The organism is Georgenia wutianyii, from assembly GCF_006349365.1.
Lineage (GTDB): Bacteria > Actinomycetota > Actinomycetes > Actinomycetales > Actinomycetaceae > Oceanitalea > Oceanitalea wutianyii.
In genome coordinates, this window is the sequence record NZ_CP040899.1 from 2,196,915 (window position 1) to 2,216,256 (window position 19,342).

Here is a 19,342-nt window from a genome sequence, read left to right on the forward strand (position 1 = left end):
CGTCCGGAGTCCCGCTGTCACATCACGACACGTCTGTATACACGTGCCGATAACGTGAGGGTGGCCATCGACGGCCACCCTCCATCGTTCAGAGAGGCACGGATCCGTGCGCAGAATCCCCCTTGCCCTGTCCCTCGTCGCGCTGCTCTCACTGTCCGCGTGCGGCACCGAGGACACCACCCAGCAGCCGGCCGAGACGGTCACCGCCACGGCCGCTCCCACGAAGGAGGAGAAGCCCTCCCCCTCCCCCGCCCCGGTGAAGGAGAGCCCGGCGGCAACCGAGGACGCGTCCGAGGAGCTCGCCGACGGGATCGTCATCAGGGAGGCAGGGGTCGGACAGGAGGGCGAGTACGCCCGGGCGGTCGCCCTGGTCGAGACCCGCGGGTACGTCGGTGAGTTCCTCACCGTCCACTTCAACGTCTTCGACGCCGACGACGAGCTGATCGCCTCCGGCGAGCAGGTCGAGGTGATCGCCAGCGAGGCGGGCACGTTCGCCGTCGGGACGATGGTCGACGTCGGCGCCGCGCGGGCCGCTCGGGTGGAGGCGACCCACGCCATCAGCGACTACGGCATGGGCGGCAAGGCGCTCCCCACGATCGAGCCGGCCCCGGTCACCCTCGGGGACTACGGCCTGGCAACCATCCGGCTCACGAACCCGACGTCGGAGCCGTGGGAGAACCTGCGCATCGGGATCGTCTGCCGGAACGCCGAGGGCGCCATCGTCGGCGGAGGGGACTCCTACCCCAGCCTCGTCCCTGCCAACGCGGAGTCGATGGCCGACGGATACGTCATCGCCGGCGACGGCGTCACCGAGTGCACCGCCTACCCCCAGCACACCACCTGGTGACCCTCAGGCAAGCCGTGGGCAGCGACGTTGCCCGGCGCCCTCTCGTATGCAGATCCCGCCGGCGATGGGAATGACGGAGGCGGCCGGGAGACGGGTTGGTGCACCCGCGCGCGGACGTCAGACTGCCCCGCGAGGTGGGGCAGTCTGACGTCTCCCGACGTCGTACCCCGCCCACAGCCCCGGACCGCCCCGGACCGCCCCGGACCGGTCATCTCACGGCCGCGGGTCGACCCGCTTCCACCGCTTCTCCCCGCGGCGCGCGCCCATGCCGGCGGCACATCGCGGACACACGGCGGTGACGGCGTCGGCCCGGCTGCCGGTGGCCGGCTGGACCTCCGCCCAGGCCACGTGCGGGAAACGCAGGAGCGGCTCCCGGCTCAGCGCGAGGCCGCACACCGTCTGGTTGGTCGCCGGCACCCACGCGTGGACCTCCCCGGCGGGAGCCCGGATCCCGTCGAGGTCGGGCGACTGGTCCGTCGCCACGACCGCCGCCGTCCTCGGGACCCGCTGCCTCACCCGCTGCTCCCGTCGGAGCCCGCCGGGTACTCACCGAGCGCGACCCGCCCCTCACTCCAGGCCGCGAGCACCGGCTCGACGATCCGCCAGCACTCCTCGGCGACGTCCCCGCGCACCGACAGCAGCGGGTCGGCCTCGAGCACCCCGGCGAGGACCTCGCCGTATGCGGGCAGGTCGCCCTCGCCGAAGCTCGTCGAGAGGATGACGCGGTCCAGGCTCCACGGGTCGCCGGTGCCGTTGACGTCGAGCTCGAGGTCGAGACACTCCGGCCCGAGCCCGATGCGCAGCCGGGTCGGCTGGGAGGTCCCGGTGAGCCCGAGCGGCAGGTGCGGCACGGGCTTGAACGTCACCAGCGCCTCCTTGCGCGTGGGCGACACCCCCTTCGCCGACCGCAGCGTGAACGGCACGCCCTTCCACCGCCAGCTGTCGATGAAGAACGTCACCTCGGCGAGCGTCTCCGTGCCGCGCTCCGGGTCCACGCCCGGCTCCTCCGCGTACGCGGGCAGGTCCCGCGCCCCCACCTGCCCGGCGCCGTAGCGGGCGCGGCGGCTGTAGATCTCCGGGTCCCCAGCCCGCGTCGCGCGCAGCACCTCGGCGATCCGGTCGCGCACGTCGCGCTCCCCCAGCGTCGTCGGCGGGTCCATGGTGATGAGCGCGAGGACCTGGAGCAGGTGGCTCTGGATCATGTCCCGCAGCGCACCGGAGCGGTCGTAGTAGCGGGCGCGGCCCTCGAGCGCGAGGTCCTCGTCGTAGACGATGTCGACCCGCTCCACGTGGGTCGCGTTCCACACCGGCTCGAAGATGCGGTTGGCGAAGCGGAACCCGAGGATGTTGAGCACGGTGCTCTTGCCGAGGAAGTGGTCCACCCGGTGGACCTGGTCCTCGGGCACCAGCCCGGCGACGACCTCGTTGAGCCGCCGCGCGGACTCCAGGTCGGTGCCGAACGGCTTCTCGATGATGAGCCGCGTGCCCTCCGGCAGCCCGATCTCCTGGAGGGCGAGGCACGCCTGCTCGGTGATCGCGGGCGGCAGCGCGAAGTAGATGACGATCGGCCCGTCGCACAGGCTGAGCAGACGCCGCAGCTCGAGGGGGTCGGTGACGTCGGCCTGAAGGTAGACGGACTCCTCCTCCAGCCGCCTGAGCGTGTCCCTCCCGGGCTCCTCCTCCAGCGGCGCGAACTGCTCCCACGGCGCCATCTCGATGCTCGGCTGGGCGACGAAGACCTCGCGCAGCCGGGCGCGCCACTGCTCGTCGTCCCAGTCGTCCACGCCCGCCCCCACGAGCCGCAGGTCGGGGTGGATCCCCGTCGCGAGCAGCCTGCCGAGCCCCGGCAGGAGCAGCCTCCCGGCGAGGTCCCCGCTGCCCCCGAGCACGAGCAGCGTGCGCGTGCCCTCCGCCTTCCGGACCTCTGTCCGGCTCACGACCTCAGCTGCCACGGGCACTCCTCACCGCCGTGGGCACCCCGGCGGCACCCCCTCTCCGTCCATCATTCACCCCTCGCCCGGGCCCCGTCCCCGCATCCGGCCCCCGGGCGTCGCGCCGGGGTGCGCTCCCGCCCCGGCCCACCTAGCGTCGAACGAACCCCCGCACCCGACCCGGAGGAACCCCATGTCGAACGTGACCATCATCGGCGGCCACGGCAAGGTCGCCCTCCTGCTCGCCCCGCTGCTCACCGAGCGCGGCGACACCGTGACCAGCGTCTTCCGCAACCCCGACCACACCTCCGACGTCGCGGCCACCGGCGCGGACGCCGTCGTCGCCGACGTCGAGCGCCTCTCCCGCGACGAGCTCGCCGAGCTGCTCCAGGGCGCGGACGCCGTCGTGTGGAGCGCCGGCGCCGGGGGCGGGAACGCGGCACGGACCTTCGCCGTCGACCGCGACGCCGCCGTCCGCACCATCGACGCCGCGAAGCAGGCGGGCGTGCGCCGCTTCGTCATGGTGTCCTACGTGGGCGCCGGCCAGGACCACGGCGTGCCGCAGGACAACCCGTTCTACGCCTACGCCCAGGCCAAGGCGGACGCCGACGACCACCTGCGCGCCTCCGGCCTCGACTGGACGATCGTCGCCCCCGGCGCCCTCACCCTCGAGGAGCCCACCGGCCGCATCGACCTCGTGACCAAGGGCGACGGCGGAGCGCACGAGACGTCGCGCGCGAACGTCGCCCGGGTGGTCGCCGCGGCGCTCACCGAGCCCGCGACCGTCGGCCGGATGATCGAGTTCTCCGACGGCGACACCCCGATCGAGGAGGCGCTCACCGCGCACGGCTGAGCCAGCGCGGCAGTGCCCCGGACCTCACGAGGAGGTCCGGGGCGCTGCCGTCCCGCGGGTCAGTCCGTCGTGTAGACGAGCTCGGCCTGCTGGGCCGGGCCGCCGACCGACGGGTTGAGCCGGGTCTTGCCGCACGCGCTGTCGGGCAGCGCCACACGGTTGTTCGCCGGCCCGTAGAGCCGCTGGGCCGAGACCCACGGCTCAGCGGCGTCGCCGTCGAGCAGGAGCGGGATGAGGCCGCGCTGGTCCTGGGTCAGCGGGACCATGTAGCCGCGAGCCCGCTCCTGGACCCGCCAGCCGTGCGCCTCGATCCGCTCGGCGACCGTCGTCGGGAACCCGGGCGGGCTGTCCTCCCGCACGCCGTGGTACTGCTCCTCGGTGAGGAGGTAGCCACAGACCGGGGCGTCGAGGATCTGCTCCGGGCCGGGGACCTCCGGGTTCGGCGGGGCCTCACCGGGGTGCGGCGCCGGGAACGGGTCCACCGTGTAGGCGCCGCGGAAGACGATCGGCCCGCGGTTGAGCCGCTGCAGCCGGCGCCCCTCCTCGCCCGCCTCCTCGATCGCGTCCTGGTTGGCGTCGAAGTAGTCGAAGAACTGCTCGAAGGTGTAGATCGCCGAGTAGGTCTTGCGCTTGCGGGCCTCGGGGGTCTGCGAGCCACCGTCGGCCGGGCGGGTAGGCCCGCCGGCGCTGCGCGCCTCGAGCAGCACGCCGACGATGTTCTTCAGACCCAGGGTGTTGCGCAGGATCGTCTCCTGGCTCTGGCCCACCGTGCTGCCCCCCTCACAGCCGTAGGGACAGAACCACCAGCCGTCCTCCGAGCCCCGCTCGTACAGCCAGTTCTCCACGAGGTCCTTGCTCTGCCCGAAGACCGGCTCAGGGACGTTGAGGTGGCGCGGGAAGAGGATCGGCAGGTCGCCCGCCTGGTTGTTGCCGTACTCGTGCCCGTCGAACGCGGCGTCGGGCTGGTAGTCGCGCAGCATCGCGGTGAACGCGAACGTCTCGGGCTGCCGGATGAGGGAGAAGTCGCGGTTGAGGTCCTGGCCGGTGGCGTTGCCGCGCTGGTTGAGCGCCCGCCCGTCACCGTTGATCGACGGGACGAGGAGCACGGTCGCGTCGGACAGCAGGTCCATGGTGCGCTCGTCGTCGTCGAACGCGAGCTTGCGCGCGAGGATCAGGCACGCCTCGCGGGAGGACGGCTCGTTGCCGTGGACGTTGCAGTTGACCAGCGCCGTCGCCCCAGCGGCGACCTCCTCCGCCGTCTCGGGCGGGCTCGGGTAGCCGATGACGAACATGTTGATCGGGCGCCCCTGGAGCGTCTGCCCGATCTCGACGACGCGCACCCGGTCGCTCAGCTCGTCGATCTGCGCCGTGTAGGCCTGCTCCTCGACGTCGGTGGTGAACCGCGCGGCGGCCTCGAGCTCCCAGCCGGTGCGCAGGCCCTCCCCCGGCGTGTCCGGGTCGCCCCAGTGCGGCAGGGTCGTGTCGTGGACCGGCTCGGAGAACCCCTCGCCGGGGATGCCGACCCGCCAGCGGAACCTGTCGCCCGGGTCGAAGTTCGCGTCGGCGAAGGTCGGGACCTCGTGGTCGACCTGCCGGTTGGGCCGCCACAGGCCGGTGATCACCGGCTCCCCGACCGGCTCGTCGTTCTCGTCGACCTCGGTGCGCTCGATCTGGTACTCGCTCACCCCGTCGACCGGTTCCCACCTCAGCGTGGCGAACCCGTACTGCTGCTCCACCTCCAGGCCCTCCACCTGCGCGGGCACCTGTGCCAGCGAGGGTGGGGCGGCGAACAAGGAGGCGATGAGCGCGGCGCCGGCCGCACCCCCCGTGAACAGGCGGACCCGGCGGCCCGTCAACGCTGTCGAACGTCTTTGCATGTCTTTCGTTCCTCATCTGCTCGGCGTGCTGGTCGCAAGCGGACGTGCGAGTACCACCCCCTCCCCGGGCACGGGGAGGCGTGGCGCGACGAGGACGAGAACGACCACAGACCCTGCACACCCCCCGATGCGTCGTACGTGCCGTTCACGCACCCAGGCCGTCGTTGGCCGTGGCGGGTCCGTGAATTCGGACGTTAACGGCAGGGCTAGCGCCCGTCAAGGAATGGTCACGTCGTGGGCACCGGGAGGGCGCCCGGACGGGCGGCGGTGTCGGTGACGGGGGGCACTGTCCGATGACGGAAGATCTGAGGCCCTTCCGGGGTTGGGGACAGGGTCGTGGCGACACGGCGGAAGAAAAGTGTGGCCCCCACGCGGGACCGCAGACCTAGACTGCTCGCCGGTTCGCGCGGCAGCACCCGACGGTGCCCCCGCGCACCGCGGGGCAGCGCGGCCACGTCCGACCCACCAGCAGGAGGCCCCATGACCGTCGACCAGCAGCAACCCGCCGGCCGGGTCGAGGCACCCGCCGCGGACGCGCCCGTGCCCTCCCAGGTCAAGCTCGTCATCGGGGTGCTGCTCGTCGCCTCGTTCGTCATGATCCTCAACGAGACCGTGATGAGCGTGGCGATCCCACGCCTCATGGACGAGTTCGCCGTCACCGCGGCCACCGCCCAGTGGCTCACCACGGCGTTCATGCTCACCATGGCCGTCGTCATCCCGACCACCGGCCTCATCCTCACCCGCTTCTCCACCCGCTCGGTGTTCCTCGCGGCGATGGGGACGTTCACGGCCGGGACCGCGCTCGCGGCGCTCGCGCCGGTGTTCCCGGTGCTCGTCCTCGCCCGGGTGGTGCAGGCGAGCGGGACCGCGGTCATGCTGCCGCTGCTCATCACGACCGTGCTCACGTTCGTGCCGGTCTCGCGCCGCGGCCGCACGATGGGCCTGATCTCCATCGTCATCGCCGTCGCCCCGGCCACCGGGCCGACGTTCTCCGGCTTCATCCTCAGCAACTTCGGCTGGCGGTGGATCTTCCTCGCCGTGCTCCCGATCGCAGCGCTCGCGCTCGTCATCGGCGGCTCGCTCGTCAAGAACATCACCACGCCGCGCGCCGTACCTTTCGACGCGCTGTCGATCCTCCTGTCCGCCACCGCGTTCGGCGGCCTCATCTACGGGCTGAGCAGCATCGGGGAGTCGACCGAGGGGCACGCCGCCGTGCCGCCGGTCGTCCCGCTCGTCGTCGGCGCGGCAGCGCTCACCGTCTTCGTGTGGCGCCAGCTCGGGCTGCAGCGGCGTGACGCCGCCCTCCTGGACCTGCGCCCGTTCCGGTCGCGGACCTTCAGCGTGGGCGTCGGGATGATGCTCATCTCGATGGGCGCGCTGTTCGGCACCCTCATCCTGCTGCCGATCTTCCTGCAGAACGTCATGGGGCTGAGCACGCTGGAGACCGGTCTCGTGCTGCTCCCCGGCGGTCTGACGATGGGTCTCATCGCCCCGCTCGTCGGGCGCCTGTTCGACCGGGTGGGACCGCGCCCGCTCGTCGTGCCCGGATCCGTCGCCGTCGCGACCGCGCTCGCGCTCATGACGCTGCTCGGCTCCGGGAGCGAGACGTGGCACGTCGTGCTCGTGCACGTCCTGCTGAGCATCGGGCTCGGGTTCCTCATGACCCCGCTCATGACGTCGGCCCTCGGGTCGGTGGAGCCCGCGCTGTACTCCCACGGCAGCGCGATCATGAACACGCTCCAGCAGCTCGCCGGCGGTGCCGGCACGGCCCTGTTCATCACCGTGATGTCCACCCGGACCGCCGACGGCGTGGCCGAGGGCCTGGACCCGGTGGCTGCCCAGGCCGCGGGCATCCACGACGCGTTCCTCTGGGGCGCGGGCCTGGCCGTCGTCGCCGTCGCGGTCTCCTTCCTCGTCCGCAAGCCCGTCACCCCGGCTGACGAGCCCGCAGCCGACCACCGCTGACGCCACCCCCTCCCGCGAGAGCCGACTTTCGCGCGAGAGCCGACTTCCGCCGTCGTCGTGCGGAAGTCGGCTCTCGCGCACACGTCGGCTCTCGTGCAGAACTCCGCTCTCGCGAGGGTGTCCGCACGTGCGGGCGGGCGGGGTGTGCTGGGGGCGGGCGGTCAGGGCCTCACGCGGTCGGGGTAGAAGGCCCAGTGCCAGGTCTCGCGCGGTGTGTCCTCCACGAACCCGAACCGCTCCCCGTTCACGCGCATCCACTGCAGCGCCTCACCGTTCAGCCGGAGGTCCACGGCCATCCCCCACCCGTGCCGGCTGGTCCCGGGGACGGCTGCGAGGCCACCCTGCGGGTACAGGCCCAGCTCACCGGCGAGCTCCACCTGACGCTCGTGGGTGCGGTAGGAGTCGTTGATCCCGATCGTCACGCCGTCGGCAGCAGCCGCGGCGAGCAGGTCCTCGAACTTCTGCGCCGCGGGTGCCCACAGGTGGTGCCCCGTGTCGCCGACCGGTGCCAACGCGGACATCGGGACCTTCCCGTTGCCGTACACGGCGAGATCCGCCGGTACCCCGTCCGCGTCGAGCACGGCGGGCACGGACGCCGGGGCCGTCGGGTCGAGCACACCGGCCGGCGCGAGCTCCGAGAGCGCCCGGGTGAACAGCGCCTCGAAGGCAGCCGCCGTACCCGCGGCTGCGGGCCGCGGCGGCGCGAGCGTCGTCAGCTGTGCCTGGATCCCCGCGATGCGCTGGGAGATCGAGACGATCCCGTCCATTCGTGCCACCCTTCTCCGGCCCTTCTATCGGCACCCTGGACCGCGGGATGAGCCGTTCCCCACCCGAACGGCCCCGACGACCCGCACGCGACTCCCCCGGGCGGACCACGCCGACAGCCGGTCCGCGCCGCGAACCTCCTCCCCCCGGGCAGCCCAGGATCGTCCGTCCGCCGGATGATCCCGCGGACGATGAGTGGCATCGTGGCCGGCGTGCCCCAGCTGACCACCGAGCGATCGACGATCACCGTGACCCCAGGTCTCGCACTCGGTCTGGCGGCGCTCGCCGCCGCGGCGGTCACGGTGCTCTCCGCCTTCTCCGGTCTGGTCAACGGCCTGGTGGCCGCAGGAGTCGCCGTCGCGCTCGTCGCGGTCGCCGACCTGGCCATACGCCCACGGCGCGGCGTCCCGCCGCTGTACCACTACGCCCCGGAGGCACCCGAGGAGGCGCGCGCGCACGGCACCCCGACCACCGCCGTCGTCGAGCACCGCCAGACGCGGAAGGTGCGGGGCGGCGCCACCCTCGTCACGTGGCGCCTCCTCGTCGCAGGGCACAACGGACGTCCCTACCGGACGACGACGATGGCGACCTGCCCGCACGACGCCGTCCCCACCCACGGCGTCGGCACCGTCGTCGCGGTGCGGGTGCACCGCGAGCACGAGGGTGTGGTCGTCGTCGTCGAGGACACCCCCACCGAGCCCCCGCCCACCCGCCCCTCGCGGCCCGTCCGCGAGCTCCCCGGCACGCCGCGCCCGGAGCACGGCATCGTCACCACCGAGTTCCGCGGCGCACTCCTCCTGCTCGTCCCGCTGCTCCTCGGCGCGCTCACCCCACTCTGCGTGCTCGCGCTCGCCTAACGCACCGGCAGGCGGCGCGCGAGGAAGTCCACCGTCTGCTCCCACGCCTCGGCCCGCGCCCGCTCGTGGACGAACTCGGGCGAGGGGTTGTCGAAGGCGTGGCCCGCGCCCTCGTGCAGGTGGAGCTCCACCTCCGGCCCGCTGACGGCGGCCCGGATCGCCTCGACCGTCTCCGGCGGGAGGTAGTCGTCCGCCGTGCCGAAGTGGTGCAGGCTCGGCGCCCGCACCCGCCCGGCCAGCCCCAGCAGCTGCGGCAGCGCGGAGCCGTAGTACGCGACGAGCGCGTCGACCTCGGCCACCGCGGCGACGTTGAACGCCACTCCCCCGCCGAAGCAGAACCCGACGACCCCGACGCCGCCCTCCACCTCCGGGCGTGCCCGCAGCGTGTCGAGCGCCGCGACGGCGTCACCCACCGTCTGCTCCCAGTCGAGCTGCGCCACCAGCGCCATCGCCTGCTCGAGGACGTCGTCGCGCGACTCGTCGACCGTCGCCGCCAGGCGCCAGTACAGCTCCGGCGCGAGGACGACGTAGCCGAGGGCCGCGAGGTCGCGAGCGCGGTCGCGGATGTAGGTCGAGACGCCGAAGATCTCCTGCAGGAGCAGCAGCCCCGGGCCGCGGCCCGACGGCGGCAGCCACAGGTGGGCCGGCATCCCGCCGTCGGCGAGAGGCACGGTCGTCGTCGCTTCGGCCATGCCGGCTACTCCTTCGTGTCGGTGTCCCGTCACGATACCGGTGCCCGCGGACAGGCCGCCGCGCCACGTCCACGCGGGGCGACGTGGCCGCGGGCGCGGCGGCCTGTCTCTGTCAGCCGACGGAGATCCGCACGTCCCCGCCGGTCGCGTCGACGTCCCTCAGGAGGGTCGACGGGATCCGGAACGCCCGCCCGGGCGCGGCCGGCCACCACAGCCGGCGACGCGCCACCTCGCGGCCGTCCTGCTCGACCGTGACCACCGGCCATGCGACGAACCGGTCGACCCACGCCACGAGGCGTCCGCGCGCGGGCGGGGGCCCGTCCGGTGCGTACCGTGCCGGCGTGACCCAGCGCAGGGGGCTCGCGACGGTCAGCCGCACGGTCCCAGCAGGCTGCCGCTCACCGCGCAGGTGCTCGAGGATGCGCTCGGCGACGGCCTCCCCCTCGAGCGCGACGACGTCGGCCGTCTCGACGGGGTGGTTGACGTTCCCGACGGCGAACACCCCGTCCCGGGACGTGCGCATTGCGGTGTCGACCACCGGGCCGGTGCTCGCCCCGTCCATCTCCACGCCCGCCATCCGGAGCAGCTCGTGGTCGGCGATCCAGTCGCCGGTGAAGACGACGGTGTCGCAGGCGATGACCCGGCGCTTACCGGTGCCGACGTCCTCCACCTCCACCCCGGTGACACGCGGCCGACCGTGGATCGCGACCACCCGCGAGCCCGTGACGACGCGCGTACGGAACCACAGCCTGCCCGGCTCGCGAAACAGCCAGTACGACTCCCCCTTCGGCTGCTCGGTGACCAGCGCCTCGGTGCGGCAACCGGCCTCGGCGAGCGTCATCACCGCGGACCAACTCACCAGCTCGGCGCCGACGACGACGGCCCGCGTCCCCACCTTCTCGTGGTTGACGTGCACGAGGTTCTGCAGCTGCCCCGTCGTGAGCACCCCCGCCGGCCGGGTGCCGGGGATGAGCCGCGCGGCGCGCGGCCGCTCCCGTGCGCCGGTCGCGAAGCAGAACACGTCCGGCCGGACGTGGACCAGCCCGTGCGGCGTCGTCACTGCGAGCGTCCGCTCGTCCGCCCAGCCGGTGACCATCGCCCGGGTCACGATGCGCGCGCCCGCTCGCTCGGCCTCCGCCACGAGCGCCTTCGCATACGCGGGCCCGGACATGAACCGCCGACGGTCGCGGATGCCGTAGCCCCGGTGGTCGGCGTGCCGCGGGATCCCCCCGGCCTCGCGCTCCCGCTCGAGCACGAGCACCTCGCCGTCGACGGCGCGGGCGAGCCTCTTTGCCGCGCTCAGTCCGGCCGGGCCTCCGCCGATGACGGCGACCGTGGGGGTGAGGACGGTCGGCGACTCACTCATGGCCCTGCTCCTCGTAGCTCTCGTACAGCTTCTTCACCGCGGCGCCGCAGAAGAACGCCTGGCACCGTCCGTTCATCACCCGGGTCCGCCGCCTCAGTCCTTGCAGGGACCCGGGCGGGACGGTCGAGGTCATCGCGTCCCGGATCTCCCCGCGGGTGACGCGCTCGCAGAAGCACACGACCTCGCCGTACGCGCCGTCGTGACGGATGAGCGCGTCGTCGGCGTGGGGGCGCTGCTGGTGCTCACCGAGCGGCGGCATGACGGGCGGCAGCGGCAGGTCCCCCCGCAGCGTCACGTCCAGGTCGGTGTCCGCGAGCAGCTCGCGGACGTACTCCGCCACCGCAGGTGCCGAGGTCAGACCCGTGGAGCGGATCGCCCCGGCGATGACGTAGCGCTGCTCGGCGTCGACGTCGATGAGGTAGTCGCTCTGGTTGTTCGCCGCCCGCAGGCCCGCGTAGGAGGCGGTGACCTCCTCGTCGAGCAGCGCCGGCATGATCCGCCGGCCCTTCTCGAGGAGGAACTCGAAGCCCGGCTCCGTCGTCGACGTGTCGGTCTTGTCCTCCATGTCGTCGGCGGTCGGGCCGAGCATGACGTTGCCGAAGATGGTCGGGCTGATGAGGACGCCCTTGCCCACCTTCGACGGCGCGGCGAGGACGATCCTGTCCACGAGCCCTGCGGCGAGCTTGTCGTAGACGAGCAGCTCGCCCTTGCGCGGGTGGACCCGCAGCCGGTCGTAGCCGAACATCGCGTCGATGACGTCGCCACCGAGCCCGGCGGCGTTGACCACCCAGCGGGCGCTGAGGTCGCCCCGGTCGGTCCGGACGGTCGTCCTCTCCGGGCCGACCTCCACCCCCGTCACCCGGTGCTCCCGCAGGAACGTCGCACCGCGCTGGACCGCCTCCGTGGCGAACGCGAGCGGCACCGTCCAGGCGTCGATGACCGCCTCGTCGGGGACGAGGAGCCCACCGGTGACGCCGGGGCCGAGGCTGGGCAGCTGGGCGTAGACCTCCTCGGCGGAGATGAGGGAGGTCTGGTGGTAGCCGTTCGCCGCGGCCTTGGCCTGCAGGCCCGGCAGGGATCCGGCCTGCTCCTCGTCCCACGCGACGAGCACGGCCCCCGTGTAACGCACCCCGATCGCGGCCTGGGCGCAGTACTCCTTGAGGAGGTGGTAGCCGCGCGCCACGAGCCGCGCCTCGAGGGTGCCGGGCGTCGCGTCGTACCCGGTGTGGAGGATGGCGGTGTTGGCCTTGCTCGTCCCCTCCCCGACGTCGTCGCGGCTGTCGACGACGGCCACCGAGTGGTTGGTCCCGGCGAGGTCCCGGGCGATCGCGGCCCCGACGACGCCGGCTCCGACCACGACGATGTCGTACGACGCGAGGCCCATCAGGCGTCCTTCCCTCGGGCGTCCGGCGCGGTGACGCTGCCACCGGACTCGATGTTGGCGTCCACGGTCTCCCGCGCGACTCGCGTCTCGGCGGCGGCCTCGTGGGCCGGGTACCGCTTGGTCGCGATCACGTAGGCGAGGACGGTGGCGGAGACGGCGGCGGCGAGCTTCCCGACGATCATCGGGGTGATCATCTCCGGCGCCACGCCGGCGGTGAAGCCGAGGTGGTCCCCGAGGATCGCCATCGCGGAGACCGCCCACGCGGTGTTGATGAAGATCCCGCGCTTGTCCATCTTCGACATGAGCCCGAACGTCGGGATGGCGTTGGCCATGGAGACGATGAGACCGCCGGAGGCGACCTCGTTCATCCCGAGCATGCGCCCGAACGCGCCGAGCGGCTTCGCCGCCACCTTGGTGATGAGGTACATGAGCGGGAACGCGCCCATGAGGAAGAGGCAGATCTGGGCGACGATCTCCAGGCCCTCCATCACCGGGGCCAGCTCCCAGCCCACCGGCATGACCTGCCAGCCGGTGAGGAACTCGAAGGCGCCGACGGCCAGTGCGAGGGAGATGATCGCGACGAGGAACTTGCCGAACGCGAGGAACCCGGTGGTCATGGCCCCCGGGAACTTCCACAGCCCGATGGCGATGAGGACCGCCGCCAGGACGATCGGGACGAGGTTCGCGAGGATCATCGGGAGGGGGTACCCGGCCACCAGCCCGCCGACGAGCACGCCGAACGGGATGGTGACGACACCGACGAGCACGCCGTTGGCGAAGTAGGGGCGGTTCTCCTCGGAGATGATGCCCAGACCCACCGGGATGGTGAACACGACGGTGCAGCCGAGCATGGCGGCGAGGATGGCGCCGGCGAGCAGGCCGGCCTCCTCGCTCTGCGCCATCTCGACGGCGAGGTGGTACCCGCCCATGTCGTTGGCGAGCAGGGTGCCGGCGAACATCGCCGGGTCCGCGCCGAGGAGCTCGTAGAGGGGGACGACGATCGGGTTGAGGACCTTGGAGAGGATCGGGGCGAGGGAGATCATCCCGACCATCGACAGGGCCAGCGGGCCGAAGGTGTTGAGGCCCTCCTCGAACTGCTGCCCGAGGCCGAAGCGGTTTCCGATCGCGCGGTCGATGCCGCCGATGACGAGGAATACCGCCATGACGACGACGATGACTTCGTTGATGCTCATGGGTCAGATCTCCAGGGTGGCGTCGACGGCGTTGCGCCACGCCGTGCGGTAGACGGTGACGTCGGCTGCGGTGCGCCTCGGCTCGTAGCTGGCCTCCGCCTCCCACTCGTAGGGTCCGTCCTCGACGGCGAGCTCCGGGTCCAGCGCGAGGCGCATGCACGCCGCGGTTCCGAGGGCGGTGGCGTGGGCCGACGGGTAGGTCTCGATCGGCGCCTGGAGCATGTCCGCCTGCGACTGCATGAGCGTGACGCTCTTGGTCAGGCCGCCGTCGACCCGCAGCCTGGTCAGCGGGGCGCCCAGCTCCTCGCGCGTGAGGTCGGAGAGCTCGGCAATCTGGCAGGCGATCCCGTCCAGGACGGCGCGGACGATCTCCGGCTTGCCGGTGGCGAGCTTCATCCCGGCGATGAACGCCCCTGCGTCGGGCTTCCACCACGGCGCGGCGAGGCCCGCGAAGCTCGGGGCGCAGATGACGCCGCCCGGGTCCGGTGCGGCGATCTGGTCCATCTCCGCCGCGCCCTCGACGATGCCCATCTCCTGCATCCAGCGGACGGCGGACGCGGCGGTGTAGACCTGCCCGTCCGAGCAGTACGTCGTGCGGCCGCGCAGCTGCCACGCGACCGACGTCGTCAGCCCGTTGTCGAAGCGGGGCGCCGAGTCCCCCATGTTCACGAGGATGAAGGCACCGGTGCCGTAGGTGCACTTGGCCTGTCCACGCTCGAGGCACCTCTCGGCGAACAGGGCGGCCTGCTGGTCGACGATGAGCCCGCCGACGGGGATCTCCCCGCCGAACACCGTCGTCATCCCGACGATCTCGTCGCACGCCACCGCCCGCGGGAGACGCTCGTCCTGCAGGCCGAAGATCTCGATGAGCCGCGGGTCCCACGCGACGTCGTCGACGTTGAACAGGAGGGAGCGCGAGGCGGTGGACACGTCGGTGACGAACTCGCCGGTGAGCCGGTGGAGCATCCACGTGTCCGTCGTCGTCACGACGCCCTCGCGCGTGCAGTTCTCGCGCAGCCACACCATCTTCGGTGCGGTGAAGTAGGAGTCGAGGACCAGCCCGGTGCGCTGATGGATCTCCTCGGCGTGCTCACGCAGTCGCTCGACGACGACCTCCGACCGGCGGTCCTGCCACACGATGCACTGGGTGAGCGGCTCCCCGGTCTCGGGATCCCACGCGAGGATCGTCTCGCCCTGGTTGGCGAGCGACACGCCCTCGATCGGCTTGCCGGCCTTCGCCACGGCCTCCGTGCCCGCCTCGACGACCGAGCGGTACAGCTCTATCGGGTCCTGCTCCACAGCCCCGCCGGGGAGGTACTGCGGGTGGATCGGGTTCTCGACGACGGCGTGGATCCCGTCCTCGTCGACCACGATCGCCTTCGATCCTGACGTCCCCTGATCCAAAGCAAGAATTGCCACTGCGCAACCTTTCTGTCTCCAGCGCGGCCGTCCTGGCCGGCTGCCATTCCGGACAAGCCGGATGTGGAGGAGTCTGTGCGCATGTGGACTTCCGATCAAGTAGCGTGGATTCTTGTGGGGTTCGCGTCTTACCAGGAGGACATGACACGTGCTCGCCCAGCAGCGCCACCGGCACATCACCAAGGCTCTCCAGTCCGCCGCCTCCGTCTCGACGATGGACCTCGCCCGGGCACTGCGGGTCTCGCCCGAGACGATCCGGCGCGACCTCATCCAGCTCGAGCAGGACGGGCTGCTGCGGCGGGTCTACGGCGGGGCGGTCACCCTGACGCGGCAGCGCGGCTCCGAGCCGTCGTTCGAGGAGCGCGCGGTCATCCATGCCGAGGCGAAGCGCACCGTCGGCGAACTCGCGGCCGACCTCGTCGCCGACGGGCAGACGGTGTTCATCGACGTCGGGACGACGGCGCACGCCGCCGCCCGCGCCCTGGCCCTCACCTTCCGGGGCACCGTCGTCAGCCACTCGCTCCTCGTCGCGACCGAGGTGGCCAAGGGCCCCGAGGCCGACCTCCTCCTCGCGCCCGGTCGGCTGCGGCGCGGTGAGTGGTCGTTGTCCGGCACCGCCACGCACAGGTTCATCCAGGCGATGCACTTCGACGTCGCCCTGCTCAGCTGCGGAGGGGTCGACGCCTCCGTGGGCGCCACCGACTTCGACTTCGACGACGTCGAGATCAAGCGGACCGTCGCGCGCAACAGCGAGCGTTCCTACATTCTCGCCGACTCCTCCAAGCACGGGGTCGTCGGCCGCTACGCGATCGGTGACTGGTACGACGTCAACGGGCTCGTCACCGACCTCGCCCCGCCCGACGGTCTGCACAACGCGATCCGCGCCGCCGGCGGCGCGGTCCGCGCGCCGGTCCGCTGACGGTCAGCAGCAGCTGGCGTCCGCCGCCCGGTGCCGCGTGGTGAGGACGCCGCCGAGCGCGTCGAGCGCCGCGGGGACGACCGCGTAGTACGCCCACCGGCCGCGCTGCTCGCGAGTGATCAGCCCGGCCCCGGTGAGGGTCTTGAGATGGTGCGAGACCGTGGGTTGGGAGAGGGCGAGCGGCTCGGTGAGGTCGCAGACGCACGCCTCCCCGCCGTCGTGACTCGCGATGAGCGACAGGAGGCGCAGGCGCGCCGGGTCGGCCACCGCCTTGAACATGCCGGCGAGCCGCTCGGCGTCCTCCGCGGCCAGCGGGGTGCGGGCCAGCGGGCTGCAGCACGCGGCGTTCGCGGTGACGTCGACGAGGGGCAGGGCGTCCATGCCACCATCGTCGCACACGTATTGACAGTTATCGATACATCGCGCCATCCTCGTAGTGCATCGACGTCGCTCGATGGAACAGATCCCGAGGCCTGGAGCTCCCGTGTCACACCCCCTGCACACCCCCGACCTGCCCGTCGTCGTCATCGGCGCCGGGCCCGTCGGCCTCGCGGCTGCGGCCCACCTCCTCGAACAGGGCCTGGAGCCGCTGGTGCTCGAGGCAGGGGACGCGGTGGGCGCCTCGGTCCGCGACTGGTCCCACATCCGGCTGTTCTCCCCCTGGCAGTACGACGTCGACGCGGCCGCCGCGCGCCTGCTCGAGCCCACCGGTTGGCAGGCCCCGCGCCCGACGCGCCTGCCGACCGGGGCCGAGCTCGTCGAGGACTACCTCGCGCCGCTGGCGGCAACGCCCGCACTGCGCCACCGGATCGTCACCGGCGCGCGCGTGGTCGGCGTGAGCCGCGTCGGCGCGGACAAGACGCACGGCGCCGGGCGCGCGGACCGGCCCTTCCTCGTGCGGACCGTCGTCGGCGACGCACTGGTGGACCACCTGGCCCGCGCCGTCCTCGACGCCTCCGGGACGTGGGGCCACGCCAACCCGCTCGGCTCCGCCGGGCTGCCCGCCCCGGGCGAGGACCAGGCCGGCCCCTTCCTGCTCGGCCCGCTGCCCGACGTCCTGGGCGCGGACCGTGAGCGCGTGGCGGGCCGCCGGGTACTCGTCGTGGGTGCTGGGCACTCGGCCGCCAACACCCTCCTCAGCCTCGTCGACCTCGCGCGGACCGCGCCGGGCACCCGGATCACCTGGGTCGTGCGAGGCGCCTCCCCCGCCCGGGCGTACGGCGGCGGGAAGGCTGACGAGCTCCCTGAGCGCGGCGTGCTCGGCACCCGGCTCCGGCAGGCGGTCTCGGCCGGCGACGTCGACCTCCTCACCTCGACCTCGGTCACGTGCCTCGCCCCCACCGGCGACGGCGCCCTCACGGTCACGCTCGACGGCCCGGGCGGTCCGCGCGACCTCGTCGTCGACGCCGTCGCCGGGGCGACCGGCTTCCGGCCGCACCTCGAGCCGCTGCGCGAGCTGCGCCTGGACCTCGACCCCGCCGTCGAGGCGCCCGCCCGGCTCGCCCCGCTCATCGACCCCGAGCACCACTCGTGCGGCACCGTGCCGGCCCACGGCGCCGACGTCCTCGCCCATCCCGCCGAACCGGGCTTCTTCGTCGTCGGGGCGAAGTCCTACGGCCGGGCGCCCACCTTCCTCCTCGCGACCGGCTACGAGCAGGTCCGCTCCGTCGCGGCGCACCTCGCCGGAGACGACGACGCGGCGCGTGCCGTCCTGCTCGACCTCCCCGAGACGGGCGTCTGCTCCAGCCTTCCGCCCCTGCTCGACGACGACGGGCGCGCGGTCGCGGACCCGTCCGACGGTTGCTGCGGGTCGTCGCCCGAGCCCGAGCTCATCGGCTTCCCCACCGGGCTGCGCCACGGACGGACGGCCTCGTGAGACCGTCGGACGAGATCCCCGCGCCTGCGCCCGGAGGCCACGTGCCCACCCGCCCCAGCGTCATGTTCGTCTGCGTCCACAACGCCGGACGCTCGCAGATGGCCGCGGGCTTCCTCTCCGCCCTGTCCGGCGGCAGAGTCGAGGTCCGCTCGGCGGGGTCTGCACCTGCCGAGACGCTCAACCCGGTGGCGGTCGAGGCCATGGCGGAGGTGGGCATCGACATCACCGCACAGCGGCCGAAGGTCCTCACCGCCGACGCCGTCGAGGCGTCCGACGTCGTCGTCACCATGGGCTGCGGGGACGCCTGCCCGTTCGTCCCCGGCGTGCGCTACGAGGACTGGGAGCTCGACGACCCGGCCGGGCAGCCGATCGAGAAGGTCCGCGAGGTCCGCGACGACATCCGCCGCCGCATCGAGCACCTCCTCACCGAGCTCCTCCCCACCTGACCCGCCCCTCCCCGAGCTCCTCCTCCTCCTCCTCCCCCCCCCCCCCCCCCCCCCCCCCCCCCGCGACAGCCGACTTCCGCGCGACAGCCGACTTCCGCGCGACAGCGGACTTCGTGCCGACAGCAGACTTCCGCACGACAGCAGACTTCCGCGCCACAGCAGACCGCGCCACCGGCGTCCCTAGGCGAACAGCTTCCCGAACGGCGTCGCCGCGAAGCCCTCGGCGCACGCCAGCGCGAGGAGCAGCGCCCATCCTCCGGTGAGCAGCGGCGTACGTGCGGCGGCGTCCCGGCGCCACAGCGGGACCGGCTCGAGAACGAGGAACGCCACTGCCGCGGGCGGTAGGAGGTACATGAACCAGAACCAGGCCCACGTCGTGGCCAGCCGAGGCCGCGGCCCGACGACGAGGACGAGGAGCGCCCCGAGCCACGCGATCCCGTGGAGCCGCCAGGTCGTCCCCGACTCCGACCGCAGGGCATCGACCTCGACGATCTCGACGGACGACGGCGAGAGCTCCGCCGCCGCCCTGATCCGGTCCGCCTCGTCGACGACGATGACGGGACCCGACCCTACCGACGTGGACTCGTACAGGTAGCTCGCCCGGCCCGGCCGACCACTCCTGTCCCACACGACCTCGAACAGACCGCTCGCGTCGGCGTCGACCGTGGGTCTCTCCAGCGTGACGCGGGTGACGGCGCCGCGTTCGAGGTCTGCCACGAGGTCCTCGACGGAGGCGAACACCGGCATGCTCGCCAGCTGCACCCAGCCCAGCACCAGGCCGATCCCCACGGCCACCCGCACCACGAGACCGACGACGCCGGACTGTCGCACGTCCGTGAGCGGCGTGGCGCCCGCCGACGTCGTCGTCCCCTCGTACATGGCCCACAGGCTAGGGGCGGTGCGTCCGCCCGCGGGCCGGTTCAGGTGGCCGGCAGACGGCGTGCGCAGTCCG

Annotated in this window: 17 protein-coding genes; 7 read left to right on the plus strand and 10 right to left on the minus strand. The window is 72.8% G+C overall.

The genetic code is table 11. From position 1 onward, the window contains the following. Window positions 1-106: 106 nt before the first annotated feature. Window positions 107-847 (plus strand): hypothetical protein, encoded by a 741-nt coding sequence (locus FE251_RS09720; protein WP_139948639.1) that lies wholly within the window; start codon window positions 107-109, stop codon window positions 845-847. 512 nt (window positions 848-1,359) lie between these two features. Here FE251_RS09720 and FE251_RS09730 read toward each other — a convergent pair. Beyond that, window positions 1,360-2,799: a glucose-6-phosphate dehydrogenase gene (locus tag FE251_RS09730; RefSeq protein WP_230976386.1), complete on the minus strand. Its 1,440-nt coding sequence runs from the start codon at window positions 2,797-2,799 to the stop codon at window positions 1,360-1,362. Between the two features lie 172 nt (window positions 2,800-2,971). Here FE251_RS09730 and FE251_RS09735 point away from each other — a divergent pair, with 172 nt between their 5' ends. After that, window positions 2,972-3,631, plus strand: coding sequence for an SDR family oxidoreductase (locus FE251_RS09735; RefSeq protein ID WP_139073689.1), 660 nt, complete (start codon window positions 2,972-2,974; stop codon window positions 3,629-3,631). Window positions 3,632-3,690: 59 nt separating this feature from the next. Here FE251_RS09735 and FE251_RS09740 read toward each other — a convergent pair whose 3' ends face one another. Next, window positions 3,691-5,487: a M14 family zinc carboxypeptidase gene (locus FE251_RS09740; protein ID WP_223147525.1), complete on the minus strand. Its 1,797-nt coding sequence runs from the start codon at window positions 5,485-5,487 to the stop codon at window positions 3,691-3,693. Window positions 5,488-5,988: 501 nt separating this feature from the next. On the opposite strand from FE251_RS09740, the gene FE251_RS09745 reads away from it, so the two are divergent. After that, window positions 5,989-7,473, plus strand: a complete 1,485-nt coding sequence (locus FE251_RS09745; RefSeq protein WP_139948641.1) for an MDR family MFS transporter — start codon at window positions 5,989-5,991, stop codon at window positions 7,471-7,473. A 161-nt stretch (window positions 7,474-7,634) separates the two neighbouring features. Here the strand turns inward: FE251_RS09745 and FE251_RS09750 are convergent, their stop codons facing one another. After that, a complete protein-coding gene (locus FE251_RS09750; protein WP_139948642.1) occupies window positions 7,635-8,240 on the minus strand; it encodes a M15 family metallopeptidase in 606 nt (201 codons plus the stop codon). A gap of 189 nt (window positions 8,241-8,429) precedes the next feature. On the opposite strand from FE251_RS09750, the gene FE251_RS09755 reads away from it, so the two are divergent. Continuing rightward, window positions 8,430-9,095 carry a hypothetical protein gene (locus FE251_RS09755; protein WP_139948643.1) on the plus strand — a complete coding sequence of 222 codons (666 nt, stop codon included), beginning with the start codon at window positions 8,430-8,432 and terminating at the stop codon, window positions 9,093-9,095. Here FE251_RS09755 and FE251_RS09760 read toward each other — a convergent pair. From FE251_RS09760 to FE251_RS09780, 5 genes are all read right to left on the minus strand, one after another. Continuing rightward, window positions 9,092-9,787 carry a dienelactone hydrolase family protein gene (locus FE251_RS09760; protein WP_139948644.1) on the minus strand — a complete coding sequence of 232 codons (696 nt, stop codon included), beginning with the start codon at window positions 9,785-9,787 and terminating at the stop codon, window positions 9,092-9,094. The two genes, FE251_RS09755 and FE251_RS09760, sit on opposite strands and share 4 nt — an antisense overlap. Before the next feature lie 112 nt (window positions 9,788-9,899). Then, a complete protein-coding gene (locus FE251_RS09765) occupies window positions 9,900-11,153 on the minus strand; it encodes an NAD(P)/FAD-dependent oxidoreductase (protein ID WP_139948645.1) in 1,254 nt (417 codons plus the stop codon). Beyond that, a complete protein-coding gene (locus FE251_RS09770; protein WP_139948646.1) occupies window positions 11,146-12,537 on the minus strand; it encodes an NAD(P)/FAD-dependent oxidoreductase in 1,392 nt (463 codons plus the stop codon). The genes FE251_RS09765 and FE251_RS09770 overlap by 8 nt, the downstream gene beginning before the upstream one ends. Next, on the minus strand, window positions 12,537-13,730 hold the full coding sequence (locus FE251_RS09775) for an ethanolamine utilization protein EutH (RefSeq protein ID WP_139948647.1): 1,194 nt from the start codon (window positions 13,728-13,730) through the stop codon (window positions 12,537-12,539). The genes FE251_RS09770 and FE251_RS09775 overlap by 1 nt, the downstream gene beginning before the upstream one ends. A 3-nt stretch (window positions 13,731-13,733) precedes the next feature. After that, a complete protein-coding gene (locus FE251_RS09780; protein WP_456237467.1) occupies window positions 13,734-15,149 on the minus strand; it encodes an FGGY family carbohydrate kinase in 1,416 nt (471 codons plus the stop codon). 148 nt (window positions 15,150-15,297) lie between these two features. Here FE251_RS09780 and FE251_RS09785 point away from each other — a divergent pair, with 148 nt between their 5' ends. Further along, window positions 15,298-16,068: a DeoR/GlpR family DNA-binding transcription regulator gene (locus FE251_RS09785; RefSeq protein ID WP_139071091.1), complete on the plus strand. Its 771-nt coding sequence runs from the start codon at window positions 15,298-15,300 to the stop codon at window positions 16,066-16,068. Window positions 16,069-16,071: 3 nt separating this feature from the next. Here FE251_RS09785 and FE251_RS09790 read toward each other — a convergent pair whose 3' ends face one another. Then, window positions 16,072-16,449, minus strand: coding sequence for an ArsR/SmtB family transcription factor (locus tag FE251_RS09790; RefSeq protein ID WP_139948649.1), 378 nt, complete (start codon window positions 16,447-16,449; stop codon window positions 16,072-16,074). A 103-nt stretch (window positions 16,450-16,552) separates the two neighbouring features. Here FE251_RS09790 and FE251_RS09795 point away from each other — a divergent pair, with 103 nt between their 5' ends. Together FE251_RS09795 and FE251_RS09800 are read left to right on the plus strand one after the other, a co-directional pair. Continuing rightward, a complete protein-coding gene (locus FE251_RS09795; protein WP_230976388.1) occupies window positions 16,553-17,944 on the plus strand; it encodes an FAD-dependent oxidoreductase in 1,392 nt (463 codons plus the stop codon). Window positions 17,945-17,985: 41 nt separating this feature from the next. After that, entirely contained in the window at window positions 17,986-18,390 is a 405-nt protein-coding gene (locus tag FE251_RS09800; protein WP_139948651.1) for an arsenate reductase ArsC, read from the plus strand. 180 nt (window positions 18,391-18,570) lie between these two features. Here FE251_RS09800 and FE251_RS09805 read toward each other — a convergent pair whose 3' ends face one another. Further along, window positions 18,571-19,269 (minus strand): hypothetical protein, encoded by a 699-nt coding sequence (locus FE251_RS09805; RefSeq protein WP_139948652.1) that lies wholly within the window; start codon window positions 19,267-19,269, stop codon window positions 18,571-18,573. Between the last annotated feature and the right edge of the window lie 73 nt (window positions 19,270-19,342).